24 protein-coding genes, 1 tRNA gene and 1 other RNA gene are annotated in these 23,762 nt (G+C 59.2%); 15 read left to right on the top strand and 11 right to left on the bottom strand.

Features of this window, described 5'->3' with window-relative positions; all coding sequences use genetic code 11:
• Positions 1-40 precede the first annotated feature (40 nt).
• Positions 41-823, top strand: coding sequence for an FtsQ-type POTRA domain-containing protein (locus SynPROSU1_RS04655; RefSeq protein ID WP_255444797.1), 783 nt, complete (start codon positions 41-43; stop codon positions 821-823).
• 117 nt (positions 824-940) lie between these two features.
• Positions 941-2,050: a cell division protein FtsZ gene (ftsZ, locus tag SynPROSU1_RS04650; protein ID WP_186571697.1), complete on the top strand. Its 1,110-nt coding sequence runs from the start codon at positions 941-943 to the stop codon at positions 2,048-2,050.
• A 32-nt stretch (positions 2,051-2,082) separates the two neighbouring features.
• Here ftsZ and ffs read toward each other — a convergent pair.
• Positions 2,083-2,179, bottom strand: an RNA gene (ffs, locus tag SynPROSU1_RS04645) — signal recognition particle sRNA small type.
• Between the two features lie 43 nt (positions 2,180-2,222).
• On the opposite strand from ffs, the gene panB reads away from it, so the two are divergent.
• The 3 genes from panB (at position 2,223) to SynPROSU1_RS04630 (ending at position 4,126) form a co-directional block, all read left to right on the top strand.
• Positions 2,223-3,032 carry a 3-methyl-2-oxobutanoate hydroxymethyltransferase gene (panB, locus tag SynPROSU1_RS04640; protein ID WP_186571696.1) on the top strand — a complete coding sequence of 270 codons (810 nt, stop codon included), beginning with the start codon at positions 2,223-2,225 and terminating at the stop codon, positions 3,030-3,032.
• A 244-nt stretch (positions 3,033-3,276) separates the two neighbouring features.
• On the top strand, positions 3,277-3,537 hold the full coding sequence (locus SynPROSU1_RS04635) for a hypothetical protein (protein WP_186571695.1): 261 nt from the start codon (positions 3,277-3,279) through the stop codon (positions 3,535-3,537).
• 430 nt (positions 3,538-3,967) lie between these two features.
• The gene (locus tag SynPROSU1_RS04630) at positions 3,968-4,126 is read left to right on the top strand and encodes a hypothetical protein (RefSeq protein ID WP_186571694.1); all 159 of its coding nucleotides are present in this window, start codon (positions 3,968-3,970) and stop codon (positions 4,124-4,126) included.
• 475 nt (positions 4,127-4,601) lie between these two features.
• Here SynPROSU1_RS04630 and hemW read toward each other — a convergent pair whose 3' ends face one another.
• Positions 4,602-5,813 carry a radical SAM family heme chaperone HemW gene (gene hemW, locus SynPROSU1_RS04625; RefSeq protein WP_186571693.1) on the bottom strand — a complete coding sequence of 404 codons (1,212 nt, stop codon included), beginning with the start codon at positions 5,811-5,813 and terminating at the stop codon, positions 4,602-4,604.
• Positions 5,814-5,852: 39 nt separating this feature from the next.
• Here hemW and SynPROSU1_RS04620 point away from each other — a divergent pair, with 39 nt between their 5' ends.
• The 5 genes from SynPROSU1_RS04620 (at position 5,853) to cbiB (ending at position 10,571) form a co-directional block, all read left to right on the top strand.
• Positions 5,853-7,010 carry a PIN/TRAM domain-containing protein gene (locus tag SynPROSU1_RS04620; RefSeq protein WP_186571692.1) on the top strand — a complete coding sequence of 386 codons (1,158 nt, stop codon included), beginning with the start codon at positions 5,853-5,855 and terminating at the stop codon, positions 7,008-7,010.
• A 24-nt stretch (positions 7,011-7,034) separates the two neighbouring features.
• A complete protein-coding gene (locus SynPROSU1_RS04615; RefSeq protein WP_186571691.1) occupies positions 7,035-7,703 on the top strand; it encodes an ATP-dependent Clp protease proteolytic subunit in 669 nt (222 codons plus the stop codon).
• 68 nt (positions 7,704-7,771) lie between these two features.
• A complete protein-coding gene (locus SynPROSU1_RS04610) occupies positions 7,772-8,374 on the top strand; it encodes an ATP-dependent Clp protease proteolytic subunit (RefSeq protein ID WP_115023781.1) in 603 nt (200 codons plus the stop codon).
• Between the two features lie 62 nt (positions 8,375-8,436).
• The gene (gene ilvC / locus SynPROSU1_RS04605) at positions 8,437-9,432 is read left to right on the top strand and encodes a ketol-acid reductoisomerase (protein ID WP_186571690.1); all 996 of its coding nucleotides are present in this window, start codon (positions 8,437-8,439) and stop codon (positions 9,430-9,432) included.
• Positions 9,433-9,566: 134 nt separating this feature from the next.
• Positions 9,567-10,571, top strand: a complete 1,005-nt coding sequence (gene cbiB, locus SynPROSU1_RS04600; RefSeq protein WP_186571689.1) for an adenosylcobinamide-phosphate synthase CbiB — start codon at positions 9,567-9,569, stop codon at positions 10,569-10,571.
• A gap of 21 nt (positions 10,572-10,592) precedes the next feature.
• Here cbiB and SynPROSU1_RS04595 read toward each other — a convergent pair whose 3' ends face one another.
• Positions 10,593-11,351: a sugar transferase gene (locus SynPROSU1_RS04595; RefSeq protein WP_186571688.1), complete on the bottom strand. Its 759-nt coding sequence runs from the start codon at positions 11,349-11,351 to the stop codon at positions 10,593-10,595.
• 31 nt (positions 11,352-11,382) lie between these two features.
• Positions 11,383-12,612, bottom strand: coding sequence for a glycosyltransferase (locus SynPROSU1_RS04590; protein ID WP_186571687.1), 1,230 nt, complete (start codon positions 12,610-12,612; stop codon positions 11,383-11,385).
• A gap of 64 nt (positions 12,613-12,676) precedes the next feature.
• Here SynPROSU1_RS04590 and SynPROSU1_RS04585 point away from each other — a divergent pair, with 64 nt between their 5' ends.
• Positions 12,677-12,946 carry a hypothetical protein gene (locus SynPROSU1_RS04585; RefSeq protein ID WP_186571686.1) on the top strand — a complete coding sequence of 90 codons (270 nt, stop codon included), beginning with the start codon at positions 12,677-12,679 and terminating at the stop codon, positions 12,944-12,946.
• A gap of 85 nt (positions 12,947-13,031) precedes the next feature.
• Positions 13,032-13,682, top strand: a complete 651-nt coding sequence (locus SynPROSU1_RS04580) for a hypothetical protein (protein WP_186571685.1) — start codon at positions 13,032-13,034, stop codon at positions 13,680-13,682.
• Positions 13,683-13,802: 120 nt separating this feature from the next.
• Here SynPROSU1_RS04580 and SynPROSU1_RS04575 read toward each other — a convergent pair whose 3' ends face one another.
• The 7 genes from SynPROSU1_RS04575 to hisF form a co-directional block, all read right to left on the bottom strand.
• On the bottom strand, positions 13,803-15,563 hold the full coding sequence (locus SynPROSU1_RS04575) for a hypothetical protein (protein ID WP_186571684.1): 1,761 nt from the start codon (positions 15,561-15,563) through the stop codon (positions 13,803-13,805).
• Between the two features lie 50 nt (positions 15,564-15,613).
• A tRNA-Ser gene (locus tag SynPROSU1_RS04570) sits at positions 15,614-15,700 on the bottom strand.
• 25 nt (positions 15,701-15,725) lie between these two features.
• A complete protein-coding gene (locus SynPROSU1_RS04565) occupies positions 15,726-17,621 on the bottom strand; it encodes a ComEC/Rec2 family competence protein (RefSeq protein WP_255444884.1) in 1,896 nt (631 codons plus the stop codon).
• A 6-nt stretch (positions 17,622-17,627) separates the two neighbouring features.
• Positions 17,628-18,518, bottom strand: a complete 891-nt coding sequence (glyQ, locus tag SynPROSU1_RS04560; RefSeq protein ID WP_186571683.1) for a glycine--tRNA ligase subunit alpha — start codon at positions 18,516-18,518, stop codon at positions 17,628-17,630.
• A gap of 42 nt (positions 18,519-18,560) precedes the next feature.
• Positions 18,561-18,911, bottom strand: coding sequence for a hypothetical protein (locus SynPROSU1_RS04555; protein ID WP_186571682.1), 351 nt, complete (start codon positions 18,909-18,911; stop codon positions 18,561-18,563).
• 79 nt (positions 18,912-18,990) lie between these two features.
• A complete protein-coding gene (ubiE, locus tag SynPROSU1_RS04550) occupies positions 18,991-19,692 on the bottom strand; it encodes a bifunctional demethylmenaquinone methyltransferase/2-methoxy-6-polyprenyl-1,4-benzoquinol methylase UbiE (RefSeq protein ID WP_186571681.1) in 702 nt (233 codons plus the stop codon).
• Positions 19,689-20,459, bottom strand: coding sequence for an imidazole glycerol phosphate synthase subunit HisF (gene hisF, locus SynPROSU1_RS04545; RefSeq protein ID WP_186571680.1), 771 nt, complete (start codon positions 20,457-20,459; stop codon positions 19,689-19,691). Before hisF ends, ubiE begins: the two co-directional genes overlap by 4 nt.
• A 56-nt stretch (positions 20,460-20,515) precedes the next feature.
• On the opposite strand from hisF, the gene SynPROSU1_RS04540 reads away from it, so the two are divergent.
• From SynPROSU1_RS04540 to SynPROSU1_RS04530, 3 genes are read left to right on the top strand one after another with little or no spacing between them, the layout of a single operon-like run.
• Positions 20,516-20,731, top strand: coding sequence for a DUF2862 domain-containing protein (locus SynPROSU1_RS04540; protein ID WP_186571679.1), 216 nt, complete (start codon positions 20,516-20,518; stop codon positions 20,729-20,731).
• 11 nt (positions 20,732-20,742) lie between these two features.
• On the top strand, positions 20,743-21,696 hold the full coding sequence (chlG, locus tag SynPROSU1_RS04535; protein ID WP_186571678.1) for a chlorophyll synthase ChlG: 954 nt from the start codon (positions 20,743-20,745) through the stop codon (positions 21,694-21,696).
• Positions 21,693-23,753 carry a transglycosylase domain-containing protein gene (locus tag SynPROSU1_RS04530; protein WP_186571677.1) on the top strand — a complete coding sequence of 687 codons (2,061 nt, stop codon included), beginning with the start codon at positions 21,693-21,695 and terminating at the stop codon, positions 23,751-23,753. Before chlG ends, SynPROSU1_RS04530 begins: the two co-directional genes overlap by 4 nt.
• Positions 23,754-23,762: the final 9 nt, after the last annotated feature.

The following is a 23,762-nucleotide window of genomic DNA, read 5'->3' as shown; positions in this document are numbered from 1 at the left end:
TGCCAAAAACAAAGCGGCTGAACGGCCCATCTCTGCTCAGATGGCCCGCCGCCGGGAGTTGCGCCGGCAGCGTCGCCAGACCCTGTTGGTCCAGCTCTGGCGCCTTGTGGCCTTGCTTGTTCTGAGTGGCGGGTTCACGTGGGTCCTACTGCGCCATGGCTGGACCCTGCGTGGCCCTGAAGCTGTGATCGTGAAGGGTGGCGCTGCCCTTGAGACGGACCAAGTGGTTGAGGCAGCCGATTTGAACTTTCCCCACCCTCTGCTGGAGGTCAGCCCCAGGGCACTTGAACAACAACTGATCAAGTCTCTGCCGGTGCAAAGCGTGCGGGTGGAGCGCCAGATGTTGCCCGCACGCCTCATCGTCAGCCTGAGTCCGCAGATCCCCATCGCCCAAGCTTTACGTCAGGGTCCCACTGGACGAGAACGGGGCCTTCTGAACGCCAAGGGGCAATGGATGCCCGTCACCGAAGCGTCACCACAGCCAATCACCGACATCTGGGTGCGAGGCTGGAACGAGCAACAACGCGACCAAGTCGCTGCGTTGCTGCGACAACGGGATCGCTTCGAGGGAATGCTGAAAGCCGTTGAGCTGCATCCCGACGGTCATATCAGTCTGGTCACGACCGGCCTTGGGAGGATTGATCTCGGAGGCGAACCAGCCCTTCTGAACGCCCAAATCGAAACGATCGTCCACCTGAACAAGACCTTGCCGGAGCACCTGCGCCAGGCCCGACAAGGCAGCCTTGATCTCAGCAATCCCGAGCGTCCGGAACTGCAGATGCCGAATCCACCTGCCCCCAAGGAAGCGAAAACACAACCCTGAGGCCACAGCGTTGAAAATCTGGAGACCACAACCTCAGAGCTTGGTTTGTGATCTGTTGAAGCCGGGACCAGGCTTCAGGGACATAATGCATCGCAACCAAACGGTTCAGCCTCGGCGATGGAGATGGTGAGCGGCTCAGGGTCCTACACGGCAGCTGGAATCCAGCCCAGCCAGTCCGCCCGCATCGAAGTCATTGGCGTTGGCGGGGGGGGCAGCAATGCCGTCAACCGCATGATTCTCAGTGACCTTGAAGGGGTCGGCTACAGCGTTCTCAACACGGATGCCCAGGCCCTGATCCTGTCTCAGGCTCAGCAACGGCTGCAGCTGGGGCAGACCCTGACCCGGGGGCTCGGCGCCGGCGGCAACCCCACCATTGGCCAGAAAGCAGCCGAAGAATCCCGCACTGATCTGCACGACGCACTGCAGGGCTCTGATCTGGTGTTCATTGCCGCTGGTATGGGCGGTGGAACCGGAACTGGGGCCGCACCTGTGGTTGCCGAAGTGGCCCGGGAAGTTGGGGCTCTTACCGTCGGCATCGTCACCAAACCGTTCGGTTTTGAAGGCCGTCGTCGCATGCGTCAGGCCGACGAAGGCATCGCTCGCTTGGCAGAGCATGTGGACACCTTGATCGTGATCCCCAATGACCGCCTGCGGGAAGCCATTGCCGGTGCTCCACTTCAGGAGGCGTTCCGAACCGCTGATGATGTCCTGCGCATGGGCGTCAAAGGCATCAGTGACATCATCACCTGCCCTGGCCTGGTGAACGTCGACTTCGCGGACGTTCGCTCGGTGATGACCGAAGCGGGCACGGCACTGCTGGGCATCGGCATTGGATCCGGCCGCTCCAGAGCCGTCGAGGCCGCCCAGGCTGCGATCTCCAGCCCACTGCTGGAAACGGAACGCATCGATGGGGCCAAGGGCTGTGTGATCAACATCAGCGGCGGAAAGGACATGACCCTGGAGGACATGACCACCGCTTCAGAGGTCATCTATGACGTCGTCGATCCAGAAGCCAACATCATCGTGGGCGCCGTAGTGGATGAAGCTCTCGAAGGTGAAATTCACGTCACGGTGATCGCCACCGGGTTCGAGAACAAGCAGCCTTACCGCAGCGAGCGAAGCCGCTCCATGCCAGCCGTGGCAACAAAGGCTGAACCCGAAGAGAACGGCGCCAGAATCCCTGAATTCCTTCGCCGCCGCCAGCAGCAAGATGACAACTCGGTTTGAGTGCCCTTCCAGAGATCTCAAGCTCTGATTGTGGTGACCCGGAATCCACGCCTGCCCTGAGCATCCCGTGTGGCTGCTCCCTTCCGGTCCTGACCAGATTTGGGCGTCGGAGCCGCATGGGTCCGAGTCGGTTAAATGCTAGCAATGAGCCCCCGAGGGATTCTCAAGCTGCATGCGTCCTTCTGATCTGACCCGCTTCAAGCAGAAGGGCCAACCCATCGTCGTGCTTACCGCGTGGGACAGCCTCTCTGCAGCTCTCGCAGAAGCTGCAGGTGCGGATGTGGTGCTGATCGGCGATTCACTGGCCATGGTGGCGCTCGGCCATGCCACCACGCTCCCCGTGAGCCTGGAGCAGATGCTCCATCACACCCAGGCGGTAGCCCGGGGATTGGCATCCATGCCTGCCGATCAACCCCTGTTGGTCTGTGACCTGCCCTTTCTGAGCTATCAGTGCGGAGAAGACCGCGCCGTTGCCGCTGCAGGGCGATTGCTCAAGGAATCGAGTGCTGCCGCAGTGAAGCTGGAGGGAGCGGAGCCTGAGGTCGTGACCGTGATCGACCGGCTGGTGCGGATGGGCATTCCTGTGATGGGGCATCTGGGTCTCACCCCGCAAGCCGTGCATCGTCTCGGCTACCGCCGTCAGGCCACCGACGCCATCAGCCAAGAGCGCCTGATGGATCAAGCGCGAACTCTGGAACAGAAGGGTTGCTTCTCCCTGGTTCTGGAGCACGTCCCGTCAGAGCTGGCCAGCCGGGTGCAGCAGGCGCTGACCATCCCGGTGATCGGGATCGGAGCGGGCAACGGTTGCGATGGTCAAGTGCGCGTCACGGCAGACCTGCTGGGTCTCACCCCCAAACAACCTCCGTTCAGCCCGGCCCTCGTGGATGGGCGACAGCTGTTCATCGAGGCGTTGAAGGGGTGGGTCAACCAGACCCGGAACCAAAATCCACCCATCACAGGAAACACCCAGGACAATGAATAATTCCAATCAGAGCCTAAAAAGCACTGCGGCACAACAGCTTTGACTGATGCGAAGCCTGAAGAGGAGTGGCTGAGTTGTCAGAAGAATCGATGTGGTTGCAAATGAGTTGCAAGCGAGCTGGTTGAACAGGCTGGAGCGTCGGACCCACAGACGAAACATTCGCTTAGCCTCAGTACCTCCAGCCAGCCGTGGTGGTACGGCACCGATGGTGAAGCAAGGAACCGAGACGGTTGTGGACTGAGGGATGCCGGCAAAAACGCAAGGTATTTTGAGCCTGGGACATATCAGTCAGAGAGCTGATACGTCAGATGATCTCTTTACGGCCAGCCTTGATTTTCTCCCTGGCTGTAAGGAGGCCATAGACGAGCAACCCGAGCAGAGCGATGTTCATGCCAATGAAAAACATCGTGTCCATGATCTTGTGGCGACTTGTTCCTTGATAGGCAGGAGATACAAGCCGGCCTATCCGTCAGACGACTCATTTCAAACCCTGGATCGACAGTGAAGGCTGAAGCCCTTAGTGCCTCGTAGACCAGCAATCCATTGACCAAATCACATCTGTCACCTGATCGGCGTTAAGCCACGTGATGACGCTGGTATGGAGGTCAGCCTTCTGAAACAGGGAGATCAGCCGCCCCATCCACCAGTCCCACAGCTCAACATGCTCGCCGCCAACGATCAAGAATGCCGGCGACGGAAGGGGAGGAAGAGGGCTACAAGCTTGACGACGAGGTTGCTGGGATCCACGAACACCGAACCCCTTTGGTACGCCCGTACGAACAGCCACGACTGATGGGGCAATGGCAACGGTCATCCGTACCTCCGTTGACTGCTCTTGATTTTTAAGCTTCAGACGTCTGAAAGCAGAGCTGCCATCAGACCGTTGGACTATCTCCGGTTCTGAGCGGTTCCGAAGATTTTTTATTTACTTCCCTATGGATCAAGCTGAAATCAACAATTGGATATCCATAGCGGAGAGCATGGAAGCCAAGGGCGATACGGAGAGCTGGTTTTACCTTCGCGCTCGCGCAATTGCTGATGGGAAGTCGGATCCCATGCCCAATATTTCAGAGCTGATGGCTGATCCCTCTTGATCTGCGTGATCAAAGTGATGCACTGCGACGCCAGGCAACAGATGGGAAACAGTCGAAATTTGTCTCAAGCGGGAGCATCTCTCGATGGCTTCCGATGCTGATCACCTACTAGTGATAAGACATTGCTATTGAGACCTGATCCGGCTGATTGATGCGTTTGGGGAGACGCGGGCGAGGGAACCCGCGAACATTCCGCCTCCCAAGCGCTTGCAGTGGTGCTGGCGCCCAGTTCATCTTCACAGCCAACTTGAGAAGATCTGGCTAGTAATTAATGCCTAATTCGCTGCATTTGATACCCAACGAGGGGTCGCCAGTCAGCGAAGATTGATCCGAAGGCAGTGGTGCCTTCAATACGTCGTTTGGGGGTGGGCTGAGGGGCCTACCTCTTTTTTTATGGGCATGCTGCGCGAAGCAGTCATACAGACGTGTCTCGCCCAAGTCGCTGATACCAGTCGCAACAGCAGCCGCTTGTTGATCAGATCCATTGCTGTGATTGGGTTTTGGCCTTACCAGTCCTCTCCAAAACCTCTTCCCACCACAGAATCACCTCAATCAGCACCTGATTGCTGACAGCCATTCCCTCGGGGTCGGTGAGGCACCAACGCCCTGCCCGCTGCTGCAACCATCCACGCTCGACGAACGGCAACCAGCGACGCACCAGTGCATCGGCATCAAGGCCCTGGAGCGTTACACCTTCTCGGCGACGCAGCCCCACCAACAATTGATCATCCAGTGGAAGACCAGCCTTGGCGACGGTTTCCTTCGGCAGGTTGTCGAGCCATGTCGCGTAGGCAGCCCGTGTGCGTGGTCGCGCCAAGCGCTCCCCCCAGGGCGCTGACGTCGCTCCCATCCCAAATCCCCACCAACCAGCACCGCTCCAGTACACCCGGTTGTGACGAGAAGCATGGCCCGGAAGGGCATGGTTGGAAATCTCATAACGGCTAAGGCCTGCAGCAGCAAGCCGTTGTGTGGTCCGCTCCATCAGCGCAACGGCGAGCTCATCATCCGGAAGCTTCAGTGCACCAAGGGCGCGTTGGCGATCAAACACCGTGCCCGGTTCCACCGAAAGGTCGTAGATCGAAAGATGGGGGGACTGACTGGCAATGGCCTGATCCAACTGGGTATCCCACGCGGCCAAACTCTGACCTGGCAAGTTCTGAATGAGATCGAGACTCCAAGACCGGAGAGCTCCGTCGCGCCAGGCCTGCAGGAGCCAGTCGATCGCCGCCAGGAGGTCGCGCCGCCGATGACGCCGCCCAAGCTGTTCGAGCACTGCGTCATCGAAGCTCTGCCCCCCCAGGCTGATGCGATTCACGCCCCGAGCCAGGACGGAGGACAGCTGATCGCAGTCAAAGGTGGCCGGATCCATTTCCAGGGTGATTTCCGCACCTGGTTGAAGCCCAAACTTTTCCGCCAGGGCATCGAGCAGTGCACCGATCTGATCCGGACCCAGGAGCGATGGCGTTCCCCCTCCGATATAAACCGTTGATAGGGGCGGACCGCTTGGGGCGGAGGCGATTTCGCGATGCAGAAGCGTCAGGTACTCACGGATGGAGCGACTGCCAGGCCCCTGGTCGGCACGGGCTTGATCCCCCAGGGGGACAACGGCGAAATCGCAGTAATAACAGCGCCGGTGGCAGAAGGGGATGTGGAGATAGGCGCTGCGGGGAGGAGAGGGATAGGGCATGCTTCTGGCATCCGGTTCGAGCTGCCACGACCTGAACCCATGGTGGATCCGCTCATCCTGCTTCTGTTTGTGGTCTCCGGTGCAGCCGCCGGATGGATGGGAATTCACTTGCTACCCGATGGGCTGGTGAGTTCAACCACCAATGCTGAACAGCTGCGTCTTCAGCTCAGCGGAGCTGGCGGCGGCATTGGGCTGATTGCTGGCCTGGTCTTCCAAAAACTGCGGGTGCGCCTGATGCAGCAGGTGCGCACCATGCCCACCGATCTTCTGGTGAGCCGGGCTGTCGGCCTGATCCTCGGGCTTCTGGTGGCCAACCTTCTGCTATTGCCTGTTCTGCTGCTTCCGTTTTCCGGGGGGATCGTTCTGCTCAAACCGCTGCTGGCAGTGGTGAGCAACGTCTTTTTCGGAATTCTCGGAAGCAACCTGGCAGAAGTGCATGGCCGCACGCTGCTGCGCCTGTTCAATCCCGCCAGTACGGAGGCCCTTCTGGTCGCCGATGGGGTGCTCACCCCAGCCACAGCAAAGATCCTGGACACCAGCGTGATCATCGATGGGCGGATCCGCGGGATGCTCGCCTGCGGATTGCTGGAAGGACAGGTGATCGTCGCCGAATCGGTGATCGATGAGATGCAGCAACTGTCGGATTCCACCAATGTTGAGAAACGGGCCAAAGGCCGGCGTGGATTGAAGCTGCTGAAGGATCTACGGGAGACCTACGGACGGCGGCTGGTGATCAACAGCACCCGTTACGACGGCAAAGGCACAGACGACCGTTTGCTGCAGCTGGCCTCTGACACGGGCGGGACACTGGTAACAGCGGACTTCAATTTGGCGCAGGTCGCCCAGGTGAAAGACCTGAAGGTGATGAATCTGAGTGAGCTGGTGATCGCGTTACGGCCTGAGGTGCAACCCGGCGATGAACTCAAACTCAAGATCGTGCGTGAGGGCAAGGAGGAGAGCCAGGGCGTCGGCTATCTCGACGACGGAACGATGGTGGTGGTCAACGACGCGAAATCGCTGATCGGCCAACGCAAACCTGTGGTGGTAACCGGTGCTCTTCAGACGCCAACCGGCCGGATGGTGTTCGCTCGCCTGGACGGGAAAGATGCAACAACCGACACCAAGACTTCAACCAAATCGAAAAGTCAGGGAAAACCGGCCAAAACCAGCCACCGCAAGCCCGCTGACCCCGGCTAGGCTCGCCTCACCGCGATGGTGGAGATGACAACTTCGGCCCCGTACTACGGCGACAGCGCCGTGATGCGCACACCACCTCCCGACCTTCCGTCCCTCCTACTCAAGGAGCGGATCGTGTACTTGGGCTTGCCCTTGTTCTCTGACGACGACGCCAAGCGTCAGATGGGAATCGATGTGACTGAGCTAATCATTGCTCAGCTGCTCTTTCTGGAATTCGACGACCCAGAGAAGCCGATTTACTTCTACATCAACTCGACGGGAACCAGCTGGTACTCCGGGGAAGCAATCGGCTTTGAAACCGAAGCCTTCGCCATCTGCGACACCCTCCGCTACGTCAAACCACCGGTACACACCATCTGCATCGGCCAGGCCATGGGCACGGCAGCGGTGATCCTTTCAGCAGGAACAAAAGGCCAACGGGCTGCTCTACCCCACTCCTCGATTGTTTTGCACCAGCCCCGCAGCGGTGCCCGCGGCCAAGCCACGGATATCCAGATCCGGGCCAAGGAAGTGCTGCACAACAAGCAGGCCATGCTTGAAATCCTTTCCACCAACACCGGACGGTCCGTGGAGGATCTGAGCAAGGACTCCGACCGGATGAGCTATCTGACACCCCAACAAGCCGTTGAGTACGGACTCATCGACCGCGTGCTCAGCAGCCGCAAAGAACTGCCCGGCAACCCTTCCGTCTGACCGGCGGCGACTGACCAGCGGCATCTGAATCCGCCCCTACTGCACTTCTCTTCCCAACGTCCTGAACCATGCCGATCGGTACTCCCAGCGTTCCCTACCGCCTCCCTGGCAGCCAGATGGAGCGCTGGGTCGACATTTACACCCGTCTTGGGGTGGAGCGGATCCTCTTCCTCGGCTCTGAAGTCAATGACGGCATTGCCAACAGCCTCGTGGCGCAGATGCTCTATCTCGACTCCGAAGACAGCAGCAAGCCGATCTACCTCTACATCAACTCTCCAGGTGGCTCTGTCACCGCTGGTCTGGCGATCTACGACACCATCCAGTACGTCAAAAGCGAAGTGGTCACCATCTGCGTCGGCCTCGCCGCATCCATGGGCGCCTTCCTCCTGGCAGCCGGCACGAAAGGCAAACGTGTTGCCTTGCCCCACAGCAGGATCATGATTCACCAGCCCCTCGGCGGCACCAGCCGGCGCCAGGCCAGTGACATCGAAATTGAGGCACGGGAGATCCTGCGGATGAAGGAAATGCTCAACCAATCCCTGGCGGATATGAGTGGGCAGAGCTTCGAAAAGATTGAGAAAGACACCGACAGGGACTACTTCCTCAGTGCCGAAGAAGCCAAGGAGTACGGACTGATCGACCGCGTGATTTCCCATCCCAACGAAGCCTGAGTTAATCGGGGCAGGCCGCTGCGTAAGCTCGTCCACTGCACTGTTCCGCAAGTCCGCCCCGGATGGCCCAGCTTTTCTACGACTCCGACGCCGATCTCAGTCTGCTGAACGGCAAGACCGTGGCCATCATTGGCTATGGCTCTCAGGGTCATGCCCACGCCCTGAACCTGAAAGACTCAGGGGTCGATGTGGTGGTGGGTCTGTACGACGGCAGCCGTTCCGCAGAGAAGGCCAAAGCCGATGGGCTTGAAGTGCTGAGTGTGGCCGATGCCGCTGCAAAGGCCGACTGGATCATGGTCTTGCTGCCTGATGAATTCCAGAAGGACGTCTACGAGAAGGAAATCGCACCTCACCTGAGTGCAGGCAAGGTGCTGAGCTTCGCCCACGGCTTCAACATCCGCTTCGAGCTGATCAAGCCCCCTGCAGATGTGGATGTGGTGATGATCGCCCCGAAGGGCCCTGGACACACCGTGCGTTGGGAGTATCAGAACGGCCAGGGCGTGCCGGCCCTGTTCGCCATCGAACAGGACGCAACCGGCAACGCCCGCGGCATGGCCATGGCCTACGCCAAGGGAATTGGCGGCACCCGGGCCGGCATCCTGGAAACCAACTTCAAGGAAGAGACCGAAACCGATCTGTTCGGTGAGCAGGCTGTGCTTTGCGGCGGTCTGTCCGAACTCGTGAAGGCTGGTTTCGAGACCCTGGTGGAAGCTGGATACCAGCCCGAACTGGCTTACTTCGAGTGCATGCACGAGGTGAAGCTGATCGTGGATCTGATGGTGAAGGGAGGACTGACCTCCATGCGCGATTCGATCTCCAATACCGCGGAGTACGGCGACTACGTCAGCGGCCCCCGGCTGATCACCGCCGACACCAAAGCCGAGATGAAACGCGTTCTGGCTGACATCCAGGACGGCACCTTCGCCAAAAACTTCGTAGCCGAATGCGAAGCCGGCAAGCCCGAAATGAAGAAGGTGCGCGATCGTGACTCGCAGCATCCGATCGAGAAAGTGGGCAAGGGACTCCGCTCGATGTTCAGCTGGTTGAAAGACGCCTGATTCAGCGCGAGCACTGAACACCCGGTGGGATCTCACTCCAGCACTCACCACGCACCCCGTTCTGCGCCCCAAGGGCAGCAGAACGGGGATTTTTGTTGGCTCCTAGGCGCTCCCCTCCAATGAACTCAGCAGCGATGGGAAGCCTGCTGATCCTCGGGGCAGCCCTCTTGGATCAACTGATCGGTGACCCGAGCCGGATGCTCCATCCCGTGGTTGTGATGGGCTGGTGGATCCGGCAGCTGCGGTGCAGGGTCGAGCAATGGGCGGGGGACCATCCCATCAAGCTGCGCTTCGGGGGTGGACTGGTCACCCTGATCTTGGTGCCTGGCAGCGCCCTTGCGGGCTGGTGTGTGGAGCGCCTGCTCTGGCTTCCCTCCCCATGGCAATGGCTTGGCATCGCAGTTCTGACCCTGAGCCTTGCCAGCGCCCTGGCGGCCCGCAGCCTGTCGGACAGCGTGCTGGCGGTGCTGACCGCCCTTCCGCCATCGGCAGATGGCAACCTCGAACCGGCACGCCAGAAGCTGGGCTGGATCGTTGGACGAGACGTGCAGAACTTGGATCAAGCTGGGCTGCTCCGAGCTGCAGCCGAAACAGCTTCAGAAAATGCGGTGGATGGCGTGTTCGCACCCTTGTTCTGGATGGGCATTGGTGCGTTGCTCTGGATGGTCATGCCCTCAGGCCCAGGACCACTTGCTCTGGCCTGGGCCTTCAAGGCCAGCAGCACGCTGGATTCGATGCTCGGCTATCGCACGGGTCGCCTGCGCTGGATTGGAACGGCAGGCGCACGCCTGGATGATCTGCTCACCTGGCTGCCCTGCCGTCTGGTCATGCTGACGCTGCCCCTGGTCTGCCCGCCATGGACGCGCTGGATGCAACGGGTGCGGGCCGCAGAACGGGATGGGGCGACAGATCCATCACCCAATGCAGGTCGATCAGAAGCGATCTACGCCCACTGCATCGGGATCCAACTCGGTGGTGAAAACCATTACGGCGAGCGCCGGGTTCAGAAACCGGTGCTTGCGGCTGACCAACCAGTCGCCAACTCGCTCCTCGTTAGAGGTGTCCTAAAGGCCTCAGACCGGCTTGAAATTCTCTGGCTGAGTGCTCTTGTGATCATCCAGCTTGTGATCACTCACTAGACACCACTCGGCGGGGATCAATCAGTAAGCACCTCGATCCATCGGCAGAAGCAACACACCAAACGTGCGCAGGATGATGGCGAGATCCAGGCTGAACGACCGACCGCGGGCATAGGCCAGGTCGAGCTTGACGCGTTTCTTGTAGCTCAGATTGTTGCGGCCGCTCACCTGCCAGAGGCCCGTCAGACCTGGGCGAACCGAGGCCACTTCGTCCATGTAGGCGCCGTACCGGCCAAGCTCCTGATCAACGATGGGGCGTGGACCGACCACGCTCATCTCACCGAAGAGAACATTCAGAAACTGGGGCAGTTCATCAAGGCTCGAACGACGAAGGAAACGCCCCACAGGAGTGATTCGGGGATCACGCTTCAACTTGAAGTCACGCTCGAACTCAGCCCTTAGAGATGGATCAGACTCCAAAACGCGGGCGAGAACAGCATCGGCATCAGCGCGCATGGTGCGGAACTTGATGCAACCAAAACGTTTGTAACCCCGACCCACACGCCGCTGGGTGTAAAACACCGGCCCGGGGGAACTGAGCTTGACCAACCCAGCCAGCAAAAGAAGCACTGGAGAGCCGAGGCCGAGAACCGCCAGGGAAAAGACGATGTCACCACTGCGCTTGAATACCCGGCCCCAGCGGTTCTGATGGCGAATCAGAGCCAAAGCCGGCAGAGCCGAGGGTGGCGCGGAGATCAGCGCGAGGTGGGGCTTGTACTTGCCACGGCGAGCAGCACGACCTGCGGTCTGAAGCAACGATGGCCGAAAGGCCGAGGTCAAAGGCTCAACCTGGGACTCAGCACACTCAACGTCACAGTCGGAGTCCTGGCATCTCCGCGGGGTCACTCGCTGCAACGGCACAGCCTTGTCGATGGTCTTGCCAGGCCGTTCGCAGAGCAGATTCAAAACGTGCGGCGAATGCTTCTGGCCGGAAGCGCTCGGCCCACTGACGGATGGCTTCCGAATCGAGAGAACGCCAGAGGCGGCTTTGCTCAAACCACTCCACGGCCTGCACAAGCGACTCCACGGTCTGCTCGGGGAACAGAACCCCTGTGGGCTGCCTGATCCCGGCCGCTGCACAGCGCACCGTATCCAACAAACCACCACGCCCCAGGCCAATCACCGGAGCGCCAGCAGCCATCGCTTCCACAGGAGCAATACCGAAATCTTCAAGCCCGCCATAGACAAACGCGCGACATCGAGACATGAGCTCCTCCACCTGTTGCCCCGACTGGCGGCCAAGCAAGGTGACGGTTGGGCCTGCCAGGACCTCCAGCCGTGCACGCTCCGGCCCATCCCCAACCACCAGGAGGGGCAATCCCAACCGGTTGAAGGCTTCCACCACCAAATCCACCCGCTTGTAAGGAACCAAACGACAGAGGCAGAGGTAGACGTCGTCCCGAGCTGCATTCCAGCGGAAGCGGTTCACCTCCACTGGAGGATGGATCACGCTGGCCTCACAACCCCAGTACTTGCGAATTCGGCGTGCTGTGAAACGGGAGTTGGCAATGAGGCGATCCACCCGCTGGGCACTGAGTTGATCCCACTGCCGCAGGGCATGGAGTTGCCAGCGAATCAAGGGCCCCAGGCCACGCCGCGCCAGCGCTGAGCGCTGCAGATACGCGTGCATCTGATCCCAGGCGTAACGAACCGGTGTATGCACATAACTGATGTGCAACTGCTCCGGCCCTGTCAGCACGCCTTTGGCCACCAAGTGGCTGCTGCTGATCACCAGCTCAACTGCGCCGAGGTCGATCTGTTCAATGGCAAATGGCAACAAAGGCAGGTACTGCTGCACGTGGCTGGGTCCCCACGGCAGATCTTGAATTGGGCTCGTGAGGACAGATCGGCCTTGCAACCAACTGCCAGACCGACAGGATTCGGCATCAACCAGGGCGGCCAGCTGCGGCTCGCAACCGCGGCTTTTCAGCAGGGCATCAATTGCCTCAACAACACGTTCGGCACCGCCGACAGAGCGTGGTGAGAACCACTCGTGAACCAGAGCGATCCGCTGCGGGAAGTGGTCCGAGGCCGAGGGCATCCAGCCAATGAGTACGAACGATACGAAGTCTCTCAGCTGATTGCAGGACTCAGCAGCGGTCACGATGCTGGTCCACATGTCCAGCACGAATCTCACCATCAACATCCTCCTGGAGGAGGCGTTGAACGAACCGGACATCGGCACGACAAGCCGTTTCCGATGGCATGCCACGGCGGTGGGTATCGCTGCGCTCTGGATTGACAGCGCTCCGCCATCAACACCCCCCTTTGAAGATGCAATCCAGGAGGGGCTCAATGTGGGCCTCGATCTCAGCCGAGAAGAACGAGAATTTCATCAAGTAGACCAAGGATTGGTGCTCCTGTTCCACTCCTAAGGGAATCAAACGGTGCCCTCAAAAAGCGAGGTGGCACGTAAAAGCCAACACCACCATGAACAGCTGCTGTCATTCCAGAGGGTGATTGACTCAGATCAACCTGGCGAAGAACAACTTGACGCTGACGAAAGGACACAAAGCGGTGAAACAGCACACCCAAGGACGGCGCGCTCACCACGTGATCGTGATTGCAGGTGTTTCGGGCTGCGGCAAAACGCAGCTGATCCGAAACATGAGCCAGCCGTCTCAAGACGAATTCACCCTGAGCGTGATGAAACAGCTCAACTGCACTCCGAATCAACGCTTTCAACGATCAACGCTTGAACGGATGCAACGGCTGACGGATCCGGCCAATGCGAAGCATTCCAAAACACGAAAATCAAACTACTGTCAAGTGCTTTTTATCAACCTGACAAGCATTAATCACAATCAAAATCTGAAACGATTACGCCAAATCTCAACACGCACCAAACGCCTCGACGTGATCACCCTGTACATCTCACCCCAAGAATGGCGCCAAAGCATTCTTGATCGACTCCACACCGACAATGAACCATCGATGCGAGCAGCATTGATCGCCCTTTCAGCAAGAATAAGTAGGACCGTATCCGACTTTTTGTATCACAGGGAGTACAAAAAGTGGTCCAGAGAACTACAGAGCTTCCACAGCCCTAAAGCCATCATCATCAACACATTCACCAGGAAGGTCTACTCCTCCGCTAATCCTCCCTTTTGAAGCTGCCATCAAAGAAGGCTGCAACGTGGGTCTCAATTTCAGTCGAGAGGACGACCAATTCCATCAAGTGGAACAGGAGTTGGTGATCCTGTTCCAATCCCAGATGACATCAGCCTCAACTCAGACGGACCAGGCAACCCCTTGAGCGACATAGCCAATGGCCGCAAAGCCGATGGCATCAGCTTCCAATTCGGAATAGCCATAGGCCCCAGACTCAGGATTGAAATAACTAACAAAATCCACCTCGCCTTTGCCTGGCAACAGAGCCTGGAAAGCCTTCACCGGATCGGAGTACCCACCTGATTCCATCATTTGCTTCATCCGCTTCTGGCCTCGCACGATTCGACTGGTTCCCGTAGCGTCATGAGTCATGGAGTAATAGGGGCGCCCACCCTTCTCCTTCGGCACGCTGTAAAACGAACTCGGCATCGACACATAACCAGATTCTTTGGCCGCCAACAGGGAAATCGTCTCCCCCAAACTGCTGGAGTAGTGGGTATCCAGACTGTCCACGGAATCAGCCCGGGTGACCACCTTCTGACCGGTGATCGAATCGGCGATATCGGAAGGCTTGAGCCTCTTCGATACTTTTGCAGAACTGCTATCCCCCACAAAGCTCAACCGAGCTCCGCCGTATTCATAGGCTGAACCGAGGATCTGTCCGTAAGGATCTCCTGCACCCGTTGCGGTGATCCAAAGCTGATACCCCGTTGCATTCGCAATGCCGCCATGGGCCCGGAAAGAAACAGGCAACTGCTGCAGGTTTTCGGCAGCACCGATCGCTTCAGCTTCCTTTTTAGACAAATCGAGAGCACCGGCGACGGTATCGGTGTACTCGACAACATTGCCCCCCATATCGTAGGCAAGCCAAGGGGATGGGCTGGCAGAGCCACCCACGTCCGTGACATTGGCATTCTTGTATGTCTTACCAGCGGGTGCGTACCAGGGCTGCCAAAAAACACCATAATCATAATTCGAATACCCCTGCTTTTTGATGGCTTTTGGACTGAGGTCATCAACAAGAACTTCACCCGTATCGGTCACATTGACAACGGCATACTTGCTTTCTGAAGCAGGCCCCTTTGCCGAGCCTTTCTTCTTGCCCTGCTTGGTGAATAATGGAACAGGAGCCTTGTTACTGGCCGTGGGGAAGTAAAAATAATTGGTCTGATTTCCAGTATCACCACCCGCAAAATAGGCCGCTTTGATCCATTCGTTTTGGGAGGGCAAAAACAAGCCCTCAACATTCTGTCGGGCTAGAAAAGCGTAGTTGGAATCATTCAGAGCATAGGATCCAGCATCGATCGTTGGCGAAAACTTGAAGAAGCGATCCGTCACTACCACATCAAAATCCAGCGGACTCTTACGCACCCTCTGCTTCTCACCAACAGCACCACCATTGGTCAACGAATTGACAAAGTAAGCATACTGAAATCCATTGACAAACATCATCGGCTTGTCGGCCCATAGTGGATCAGCCAAAACATAATGACGCCCTTCTTCGGCATGGTCGACATGGAGAATTTGACCCTGGAAGTGATTTACCAAGGGATTATTTTTCTTATTCCACAATTTAACTTTCGTCCAAGGCTGCTTGGAATTCTCCCCGTCTGGATCAACCGCATTGAGGAATGCACAGTACTGGGCTGCGGTGATCTCGAATTGACCGATCTCGTATTCATAAGGAACACCGCCGACAACCTGGTAGTTAAGCAACAACTCCGAGGTCGTGTCCAAAGGGATCGGAGCAACCGCTGGTGGATTGAGCGGATCTGCAGGGATCGTCTTTTTTGAAGGTGGCACGAAGCCTCTGATGGCGATGCCATCATTTCCAGGAAGCCCTACCCGAGCAAAGCTCAGCTTGATGTCGTAGGAAGCCATGGTTTTCGAGAAGTTACTCGAAAACTAATGACGATGAATGGAGTATTCAACGGAGAGGGTGGGATTCGAACCCACGAGGGTGTTACCCCTACACGATTTCGAGTCGTGCGCGATCAACCGGACTCTGCCACCTCTCCACACGTCCGTAGACGTTCGACAACTTTAAAGGCCAATGAACCGCGTGCCAGGCGAATGCTGCAGAAGCCAACGCCGCTGGTTTGCAGAAGGCTTGAACCCAAGCCATGTTCCTGTGAAAACCGGCTGGATGCCTGGTCTCTGCTGCTCTTGCAGAGACCACAACGCCTGAGGCCGGGGGAGCAACTGCCAGCGATGCCGTCCCGCCCGCAACACGAATGTTCCAGGGCGGTGCTGCGGGCGGTGCAATGACAAGCCATCACTTCGCAGCATCTGGCCTGAGGCAAGAGGGGCTCCCCCCTGCTGAGCAGCTTCCACGTGGTGCGCCAGTGCCTGCCAGCACCGGAGCACATCCGTTGCCACTGGATCCAACAACGTCACCCAATCCAAACGGGCATGACCATGAACAACGGCCATCCGTTGTGCCATCCGGCAACTCCGTGCATCGCCATGGGTGCTCACCAGCGCAGCACGCCCACGATGACGAGCCAGCAGCCAATGGCGGCCGAAATGCTCAACCGACACCAGTCCATCGGAAAGCTGAACCAAGGCTTGGACCAACAGGGCTGTTGCCATAGGGAGCAGCGCCCAGCACCGGCTTCTGGCAGGCGACTTCAGCAGCCAGGGCAAGATGCCCACCACCAGCAAGGCAACGACCCACACCTGCGGTCGCCCGGTGAGCACTTGGGCGCCAGGCCAGTGACTGATCCAAGTGGCGATGGCCATCACCAAGCCCGCCAACTGCTGCACTGGCCACAGCACCAGTGGCAGCACCGACAACGGACAGAACAGAACAAGCAGCGCCGAGAGCATGGCCATCAGCGTTAAGGGCGCCAACAGCGGAGCAACCAGAAGGTTCGCGAATAGGGCATACAGCGGCATCGCACCGAAGTGCAGCAACTGCAGCGGCAACGTCCAGAGAAGGGCCGCCACAGGAATGGACAGCGCCGCGGCCACACCGTGGGATCGATCTGGCAAGCATCCTTGAACTGCCTGCTCCAGTCGTGGAGCTGTGAGGATCAGCCCAGCCGTTGCGGCCGCACTGAGCTGAAACCCGATCGACCGGGCCCAGGACGGGCAGAACAGCAACATGCCGCTGAGTGTCATCACCAACACTCCAAAGGGACGGCTGTGATGACCTGACTCACGAATCAGCAGTGCGATCGCGGCCATGAGCACCGCCCGCACCACCGATGGCTGGACCCCGGCCAAACAGACAAACAGCAGCAGAGCCAGGCCCGCCAGGGGAAGCCGCAGGCAAGGGGGCCAACGGCGAACAACCATCAACACACTGCCCAACAGCACAGAGAGGTGGAAGCCCGATGCTGCAAGCGCATGGGATAAGCCAGCAACACGGAACGCCTGCCTGAGGTCATCCGGAAGCTGCACCTGGGCGCTACCCAGCACCAGAGCCGCCAGGAAACCACCCCGCCGCGGTCCAACGGCCTGTTGCAGCCGCTGGGCGACATGGCGGCGCAGATCAGCCAACGGCGTCCGTGGACGCTGCAGCACCTCGATGCTCTCGACGCGCAACTGACTCCAACTGCCTTGGCGGGCCAGACGCTCTGCCGATCCCGGCAACAGCGGGTGGGCTCCAGGCATCGGTCGCCGCAGCACCCCCAAAGAACGGACGTGCCAACCCTGCAGCAGTGGTGAAGAACATTCAGGCAGCTGCAGTTCCGTGCGCCCCCTGGCCCGACGACCCGCGACCCGATCCACCTCCAGCAGGACGGAACACCCCCAGGGGAAACGGCGCAGATCAGAGGACAAGCGGCCACTGAGCAGCACCGAGGGCGATGGCGTTGAAATCAGGCGAGACGGATCGGATGAGGTCTGCATCGGCGCCCCCCAAAGCAGTCCTCGAAGCACGAGGAGTGCCAGAAGAGCGAGAGCAACACCATCAACGGAACGTCGTCGTCGCAGAACCCATCAAGCCGCTGTCTCGAGGGTTCCCCCTTTCAGCAGGGGGAAGCCGAGGGCCTCCCGTTCCGCCAACCAACCTTCGGCCACTTTTCGGGCCAGGTTGCGGATACGGCCGATGGTGGCTGTGCGTTCGGTCACGGAAATCACGCCACGGGCCTCCAACAGGTTGAAGGTGTGGCTGCACTTCAGAACGAAATCGAGGGCCGGGGCCGGCAGCTGCTTCTCGATCAAGTCAGCGGCTTCCGCCTCATAAATGGCGAACAATTGCTTGAGCCGCTCCGGATTGGAGGCCTCGAAGTTGAAGTGGCACTGCCCCTTTTCAAACGGCAGCCAGATCTCCCCGTAGCTGCGCTCGCCATTCCAGCTGAGATCCCAGATGCTTTCCACGTCCTGGAGGTACATCGCCAGCCGTTCGAGGCCGTAGGTGATTTCAATGGACACCGGCTTGCAGTCGATGCCGCCGCATTGCTGGAAATAGGTGAACTGAGTGACCTCCATGCCATCGAGCCACACTTCCCAGCCCACGCCCCAGGCACCGAGGGTGGGGGACTCCCAGTTGTCTTCGACGAAACGGATGTCGTGGTCAGCCGCCTTGATGCCCAACGCCTCCAGCGATGCCAGATAGGTCTCCTGGATGCCATCTGGAGACGGCTTGATCAGCACCTGGTACTGGAAATAGTGCTGGGCCCGATTCGGGTTGTCGCCATATCGGCCGTCGGTGGGGCGACGACAGGGTTCGGGATAGGCCACGGCCCAAGGTTCCGGGCCGATGGCACGAAGCACAGTGTGAGGGCTCATGGTGCCGGCACCCTTCTCTGTGTCGTAGGGCTGCAGCAGCAGACAACCCTGGTCTGCCCAGAACCGGTTGAGCGTGCTGATGATGTCCTGAAAATGCACTGGGCCGGGGCGTCCTGAGTTCCGATTCTGCCCAGTGACCGGTCAGCCCTCCAAGGCCAGGCAACGATGCAAATGCGCGATGGCGTGATGGCGATGCGGATTGCTGCCGCTCGGACCAATCATTCCAAGCCAAAAACTGCCATCTCCTTGAAACACCAGGACGGGCTTCGCCCCTCCCTTGCCATGGCAATCAAGCAAGGACATGCAGAGCTTTTCGGCCACTTCCGGCCCCTTGGGACGCTGACGCAAGCGACGCAGCAACGGATCCACCTGCGAGAAGGAAACAAAACAAGCGCGGTCTGAATCGGTGATCAGGATCAGACCATCCAGCCACTGGACTTCTTGGAGTAGCTCTTCGATGCGGGGCAGCATCTTCGGCAGCGGAAACACCAAACCGGACCCTCCCCTTAATGTTCTCTTTAGCTTTTCTAGGTCAGTGCTGGGGCGCGTCGCAAGCGACACACGCGAAGATTCATGTTCTGAGGATCAAAATCCCCATCTGTCCTGCCACGACCGGGCGATGGAGCGCTTCAACAAATCCCGCCTCCCGTGCGAGGCGCTCCTGTTCAGGGCCGGCAGGAAAGCGTTCCAGACTTTTCTCCAGGTAGGCGTACTCCTCCCGCAACCCCACTGAGGCAGCGGCGGGCACCACAAGGCGACGCAGATAAAAACGTTGAAACGCAGCCGCAACACCGCTCTGCGGCAGTCGATTGAAATCCAGCACCCCTGCGCGCCCGCCTGGCTTGAGCAGCCGTCGGAGTTCCTTTAACCCCTGCAATGGGTCTGCAAGGTTGCGGAGTCCATAGGCCATCACCGCGCCATCAGCGCAAGCCCTGGGCAATCCGGTGTTCAGGGCATCGGCTTGCTGAAAAGTCACCGGCAACCAAGGCTGCTGCCCTTGGCGCTGGCGGGCCCGTACCAGTGGAGCAGCGGCAGCATCCAGACCAGTCACCGCACCGCCGGGGCGGACCCAGCGCCCCAACTCCAACGCCAGGTCACCTGTTCCGCAGCAGAGATCCAGCCACTGTTCACCGGCCAGCGGCTTGAGGGCATGCACCAGCTGACGTTTCCACTGGCGATGCAACCCAAAACTGAGCACATCGTTGAGGCGGTCGTAGCTGGGAGCCACAGCATCAAACAGCTGTTCCACCGCTGCGGGGTCACCAGGCTTCATGGACGGATCGTCAGACCACGGGACAGCAGATCCTGCTTGATCTCTTCCACGGTGAGAACGCCGTCATGCAGCAGCGAAGCCAGCAACGCCGCGGAGGCATGCCCTCCAGCGGGGCCCACATCCAGAGCTTCGGCGATGTGATCCATGCACCCTGCCCCACCAGAAGCGATCACGGGAATGGGGACGGCATCGGCGACGGCGCGGGTCAATGCAAGGTCGTATCCAGCCTGAGTGCCATCACCGTCCATCGACGTCAACAGGATTTCGCCGGCCCCGAGAGCAGCCACCCTCTTCGCCCACTGCACAACATCAAGACCAGTGTTCTCACGGCCTCCCTTCACGTACACATCCCAGCCGCCTGCGTCGCGCCAGCGGGCATCAATGGCCACAACAATGCACTGACAGCCGAACCGATCAGCCCCCTCCCGCACCAGTTCAGGACGACGTACCGCCGAAGAGTTGAGGCTCACCTTGTCGGCCCCAGCCCGTAACAGTTCGGTAATCCCCTCAACGGTGCTAATCCCACCGCCCACGGTGAAGGGAATCGTGACCGATTCAGCCGTGCGGCGCACCATATCGATCAATGTGCCGCGCCCCTCATGGCTGGCCGCGATATCGAGAAACACCAGCTCATCAGCCCCTGCACGGCTGTAACGGCAAGCCAGTTCGACAGGATCGCCGGCATCGCGCAGGCCAACGAAATTGACACCTTTCACCACCCGTCCACGGGCGACATCGAGGCAGGGAATCAGACGCAGAGCAACCATCGATTCGGCGCAAAAGCGACTGTTAAGGTTGCGCCACTCTCCAAGCCTCGCAGGCCATGTCCAAGGCTGACGTCATCTCGATCGGATCCAAGGTTCGCGTGACCCGCGTGCGGGATCGCATTCCCCAGTCCATGGTTGATCTTCTCAAGAAAGACGCCAACGGCACCGTGAAGGACTTCCGCACCGTCGACGGCAAAGGAATCGGTGTGGTGGTTGAGCTCAGCGATGGCTCCACCAGCTGGTTCTTTGAAGACGAAATCGCCGCCGCCTGAGGACAGTCTTCGTGAGCGACGCACGTCAGCTGCTTGGGATGAAAGGTGCCTCCGGCACCACCAACATCTGGAAGCTGCGGCTGCAGCTGATGAAACCAGTCACTTGGATCCCTCTGATCTGGGGAGTGATCTGTGGGGCTGCTGCCAGCGGTAACTACCAGTGGCGGATGGATCACGTGCTCGCCGCGTTTGCTTGCATGCTGATGAGCGGCCCCCTTCTGGCGGGCTTCACGCAGACCATTAACGACTACTACGACCGCGAAATCGACGCGATCAACGAGCCCTACCGCCCGATTCCTTCAGGAGCGATCCCCCTGGGCCAGGTCAAGCTGCAGATCTGGGTGTTGCTGTTGGCAGGCCTGGGAGTGTCCTACGGACTCGACCTCTGGGCAGGCCACAGCACTCCTGTGGTGTTTCTCCTCGCATTGGGCGGCTCCTTTGTGAGCTACATCTACTCAGCTCCTCCTCTGAAGCTGAAACAGAACGGCTGGCTGGGGAACTATGCCCTTGGTGCCAGTTACATCGCCCTGCCCTGGTGGGCCGGTCAAGCCCTGTTCGGCCAACTCACCTGGGGTACGGCGCTTCTCACCCTGGCCTACAGCCTCGCAGGGCTCGGCATCGCCGTTGTGAACGATTTCAAAAGCGTTGAAGGTGACCGTGAGCTGGGCCTTCAATCGCTTCCCGTGGTCTTCGGTATCGAGCGTGCCAGCTGGATCAGTGCCGGAATGATCGACGTCTTTCAGCTGGCCATGGTTGCCGTCTTGATCGGGATCGGCCAGCATTTCGCAGCGGTTCTGTTGGTTCTCTTGATCGTTCCCCAGATCACCTTCCAGGACATCTGGTTGCTGAGAGACCCCGTGGCCTTCGACGTCAAATATCAGGCCAGTGCCCAGCCATTCCTCGTTCTCGGGATGCTGGTGACCGCCCTGGCCGTGGGCCACAGCCCCCTGACCCAGGTGATGTGAACCGTTCCAGCCTGAACTGGGCTCTGATCGCTGGCACTGCAGCTGCGGTGGGTGTGGGCGCTGCACTGGGAACGCGAGCTCTGACGGAGCTAGTGGATGCCACCCTTCCGGATGCCCGGGGAATTGCCAGCTTCAACCGACCGGGAACGATCACCCTGCTCTCCACCAACGGCAAGGTGATCCAGAAGCTGGGGCCAGCGACCCGCGAGAAGGTCAAGCCCGGCACGATGCCGCAAACGGTGGCGGAAGCCTTCATCGCTGCGGAAGATCGGCGCTTCTACGAGCATGACGGCGTGGATGGCTGGGGCATCGCCCGCGCCATCGTCACCAATGTCCGACAGGGCGCGGTCCGGGAAGGTGCAAGCACCATCACCCAACAGCTGGCTCGAACCGTCTTCCTGAGCCAAGACCGCACCATCACACGCAAACTCAAGGAAGCGGCTCTGGCGATGAAGCTGGAGCGCCAGCTGAGCAAGCAGCAGATCCTCGAGCAATACCTCAATTACGTGTACCTGGGATCCGGCGCCTATGGCGTCGCCGATGCGGCCTGGATCTACTTCTCCAAAACCCCGGAGCAGCTCACAGTTCCCGAGGCGGCGATGATCGCGGGGCTTCCCCCGGCACCATCGATTTATTCACCCCTGGTGAACCCAGATCTAGCGAAGGAGCAGCGTTCGATCGTGCTCGAGCGAATGGCGCAAGCAGGGTTCATCTCCACCAGCGAAGCCGAGCGCGGTCGCACAAGCCCCCTAGGCCTTAAGCCTGCAACACCAAAATATTTCAACAGCTCAGCGCCCTACTTCACCACTTGGATTGCCCAAGAGCTGCCCAAAGTTTTAACTCCCGAACAACTTGAAGTTGGTGGTGTCAAAGTTCGCACCAGCCTCAATCTCGATTGGCAAAAGAAAGCTCAGCAGGTTGTTCGAGCCAATGCACCCTTCGACACCGAAGGGGCCATGGTGTCGATCGAACCGGGCACTGGTCTGGTGCGGGTGATGGTGGGTGGAAAGGATTTCTCCAAGAGTCAGTTCAACCGCACCATCCTGGCGCTGCGCTCTCCAGGTTCAACCTTCAAGCTTTTTCCTTATGCAGCAGCCATTGATCGGGGAATGAAACCCGAAACCAAGGTGTTTGACGCAAAGCGTTGCTGGAATGGCTACTGCCCCAAAAACTTTGGCAACAAGTATTACGGCAACATCTCCCTGGCCGATGCTCTGAAGAATTCACTGAACACAGTGGCGGTTCAACTCCAAGACATCGTTGGGTTTGATGCCGTCATTGAGGTTGCCAACAACTTCAACATCGGCACCGAGCGCCCTCTCGGCAAGTACTACCCCATGGCGATTGGGGCCTACGAGCAAACCATCCTCGACATGACTGCGGCTTATGCCGGCATGGCCAATCGCGGTGTGTTTTTCACACCCAGACCCTTTGAGGAAATCCGCGGACCCAAGAATGAGCTTCTTTGGAGTCGGCGATTGAGTGGAAACCGAGGACGACGAGCGGTTGATAGTGATGTCGCGGACACCATGAACTGGATGCTGCAACGGGTCGTGACCGGCGGCACAGGCATCGCCGCGAAACTCGATGATCGGCAGGTGGCCGGAAAGACAGGAACATCAGAGAACACCCGCGATCTCTGGTTCATCGGTTCGATTCCTCAGCTCACAACTGGTGTTTGGTTCGGATACGACGACGATCGAGCCACCAAAAGTACGAGCGGCGAGGCCGCATGGGCTTGGAAGCAATTCATGCTGCAGATCAAAGACGAGATTCCCGTCCGCGCCTTCCCCGACAAACCCAAGCTGAAACGCAAAGTGCGTCTGGCCGTTGATCCGAAAACGATCACCAAGCCCCCCAAGAAAAAAAACCAACCCAATCAGCAGCCGACGACCACCACCGAGCCTGCAGCGCCTCAATCAACGGTGGGAGCAGAACTGGAACTGCCCGACCCCACGCCCGTGGCCCCTGCTCCACGCCAGACCCCTTACCTCTGGAGAGATCGCTCCCAAGACAACAACGTTGATCGTCAGGGACGCCGCTGGACACGGGATTAATCGAAAGGT

The organism is Synechococcus sp. PROS-U-1, from assembly GCF_014279755.1.
GTDB lineage: Bacteria > Cyanobacteriota > Cyanobacteriia > PCC-6307 > Cyanobiaceae > Parasynechococcus.
This window is presented reverse-complemented; position numbering and strand designations above follow the sequence as displayed.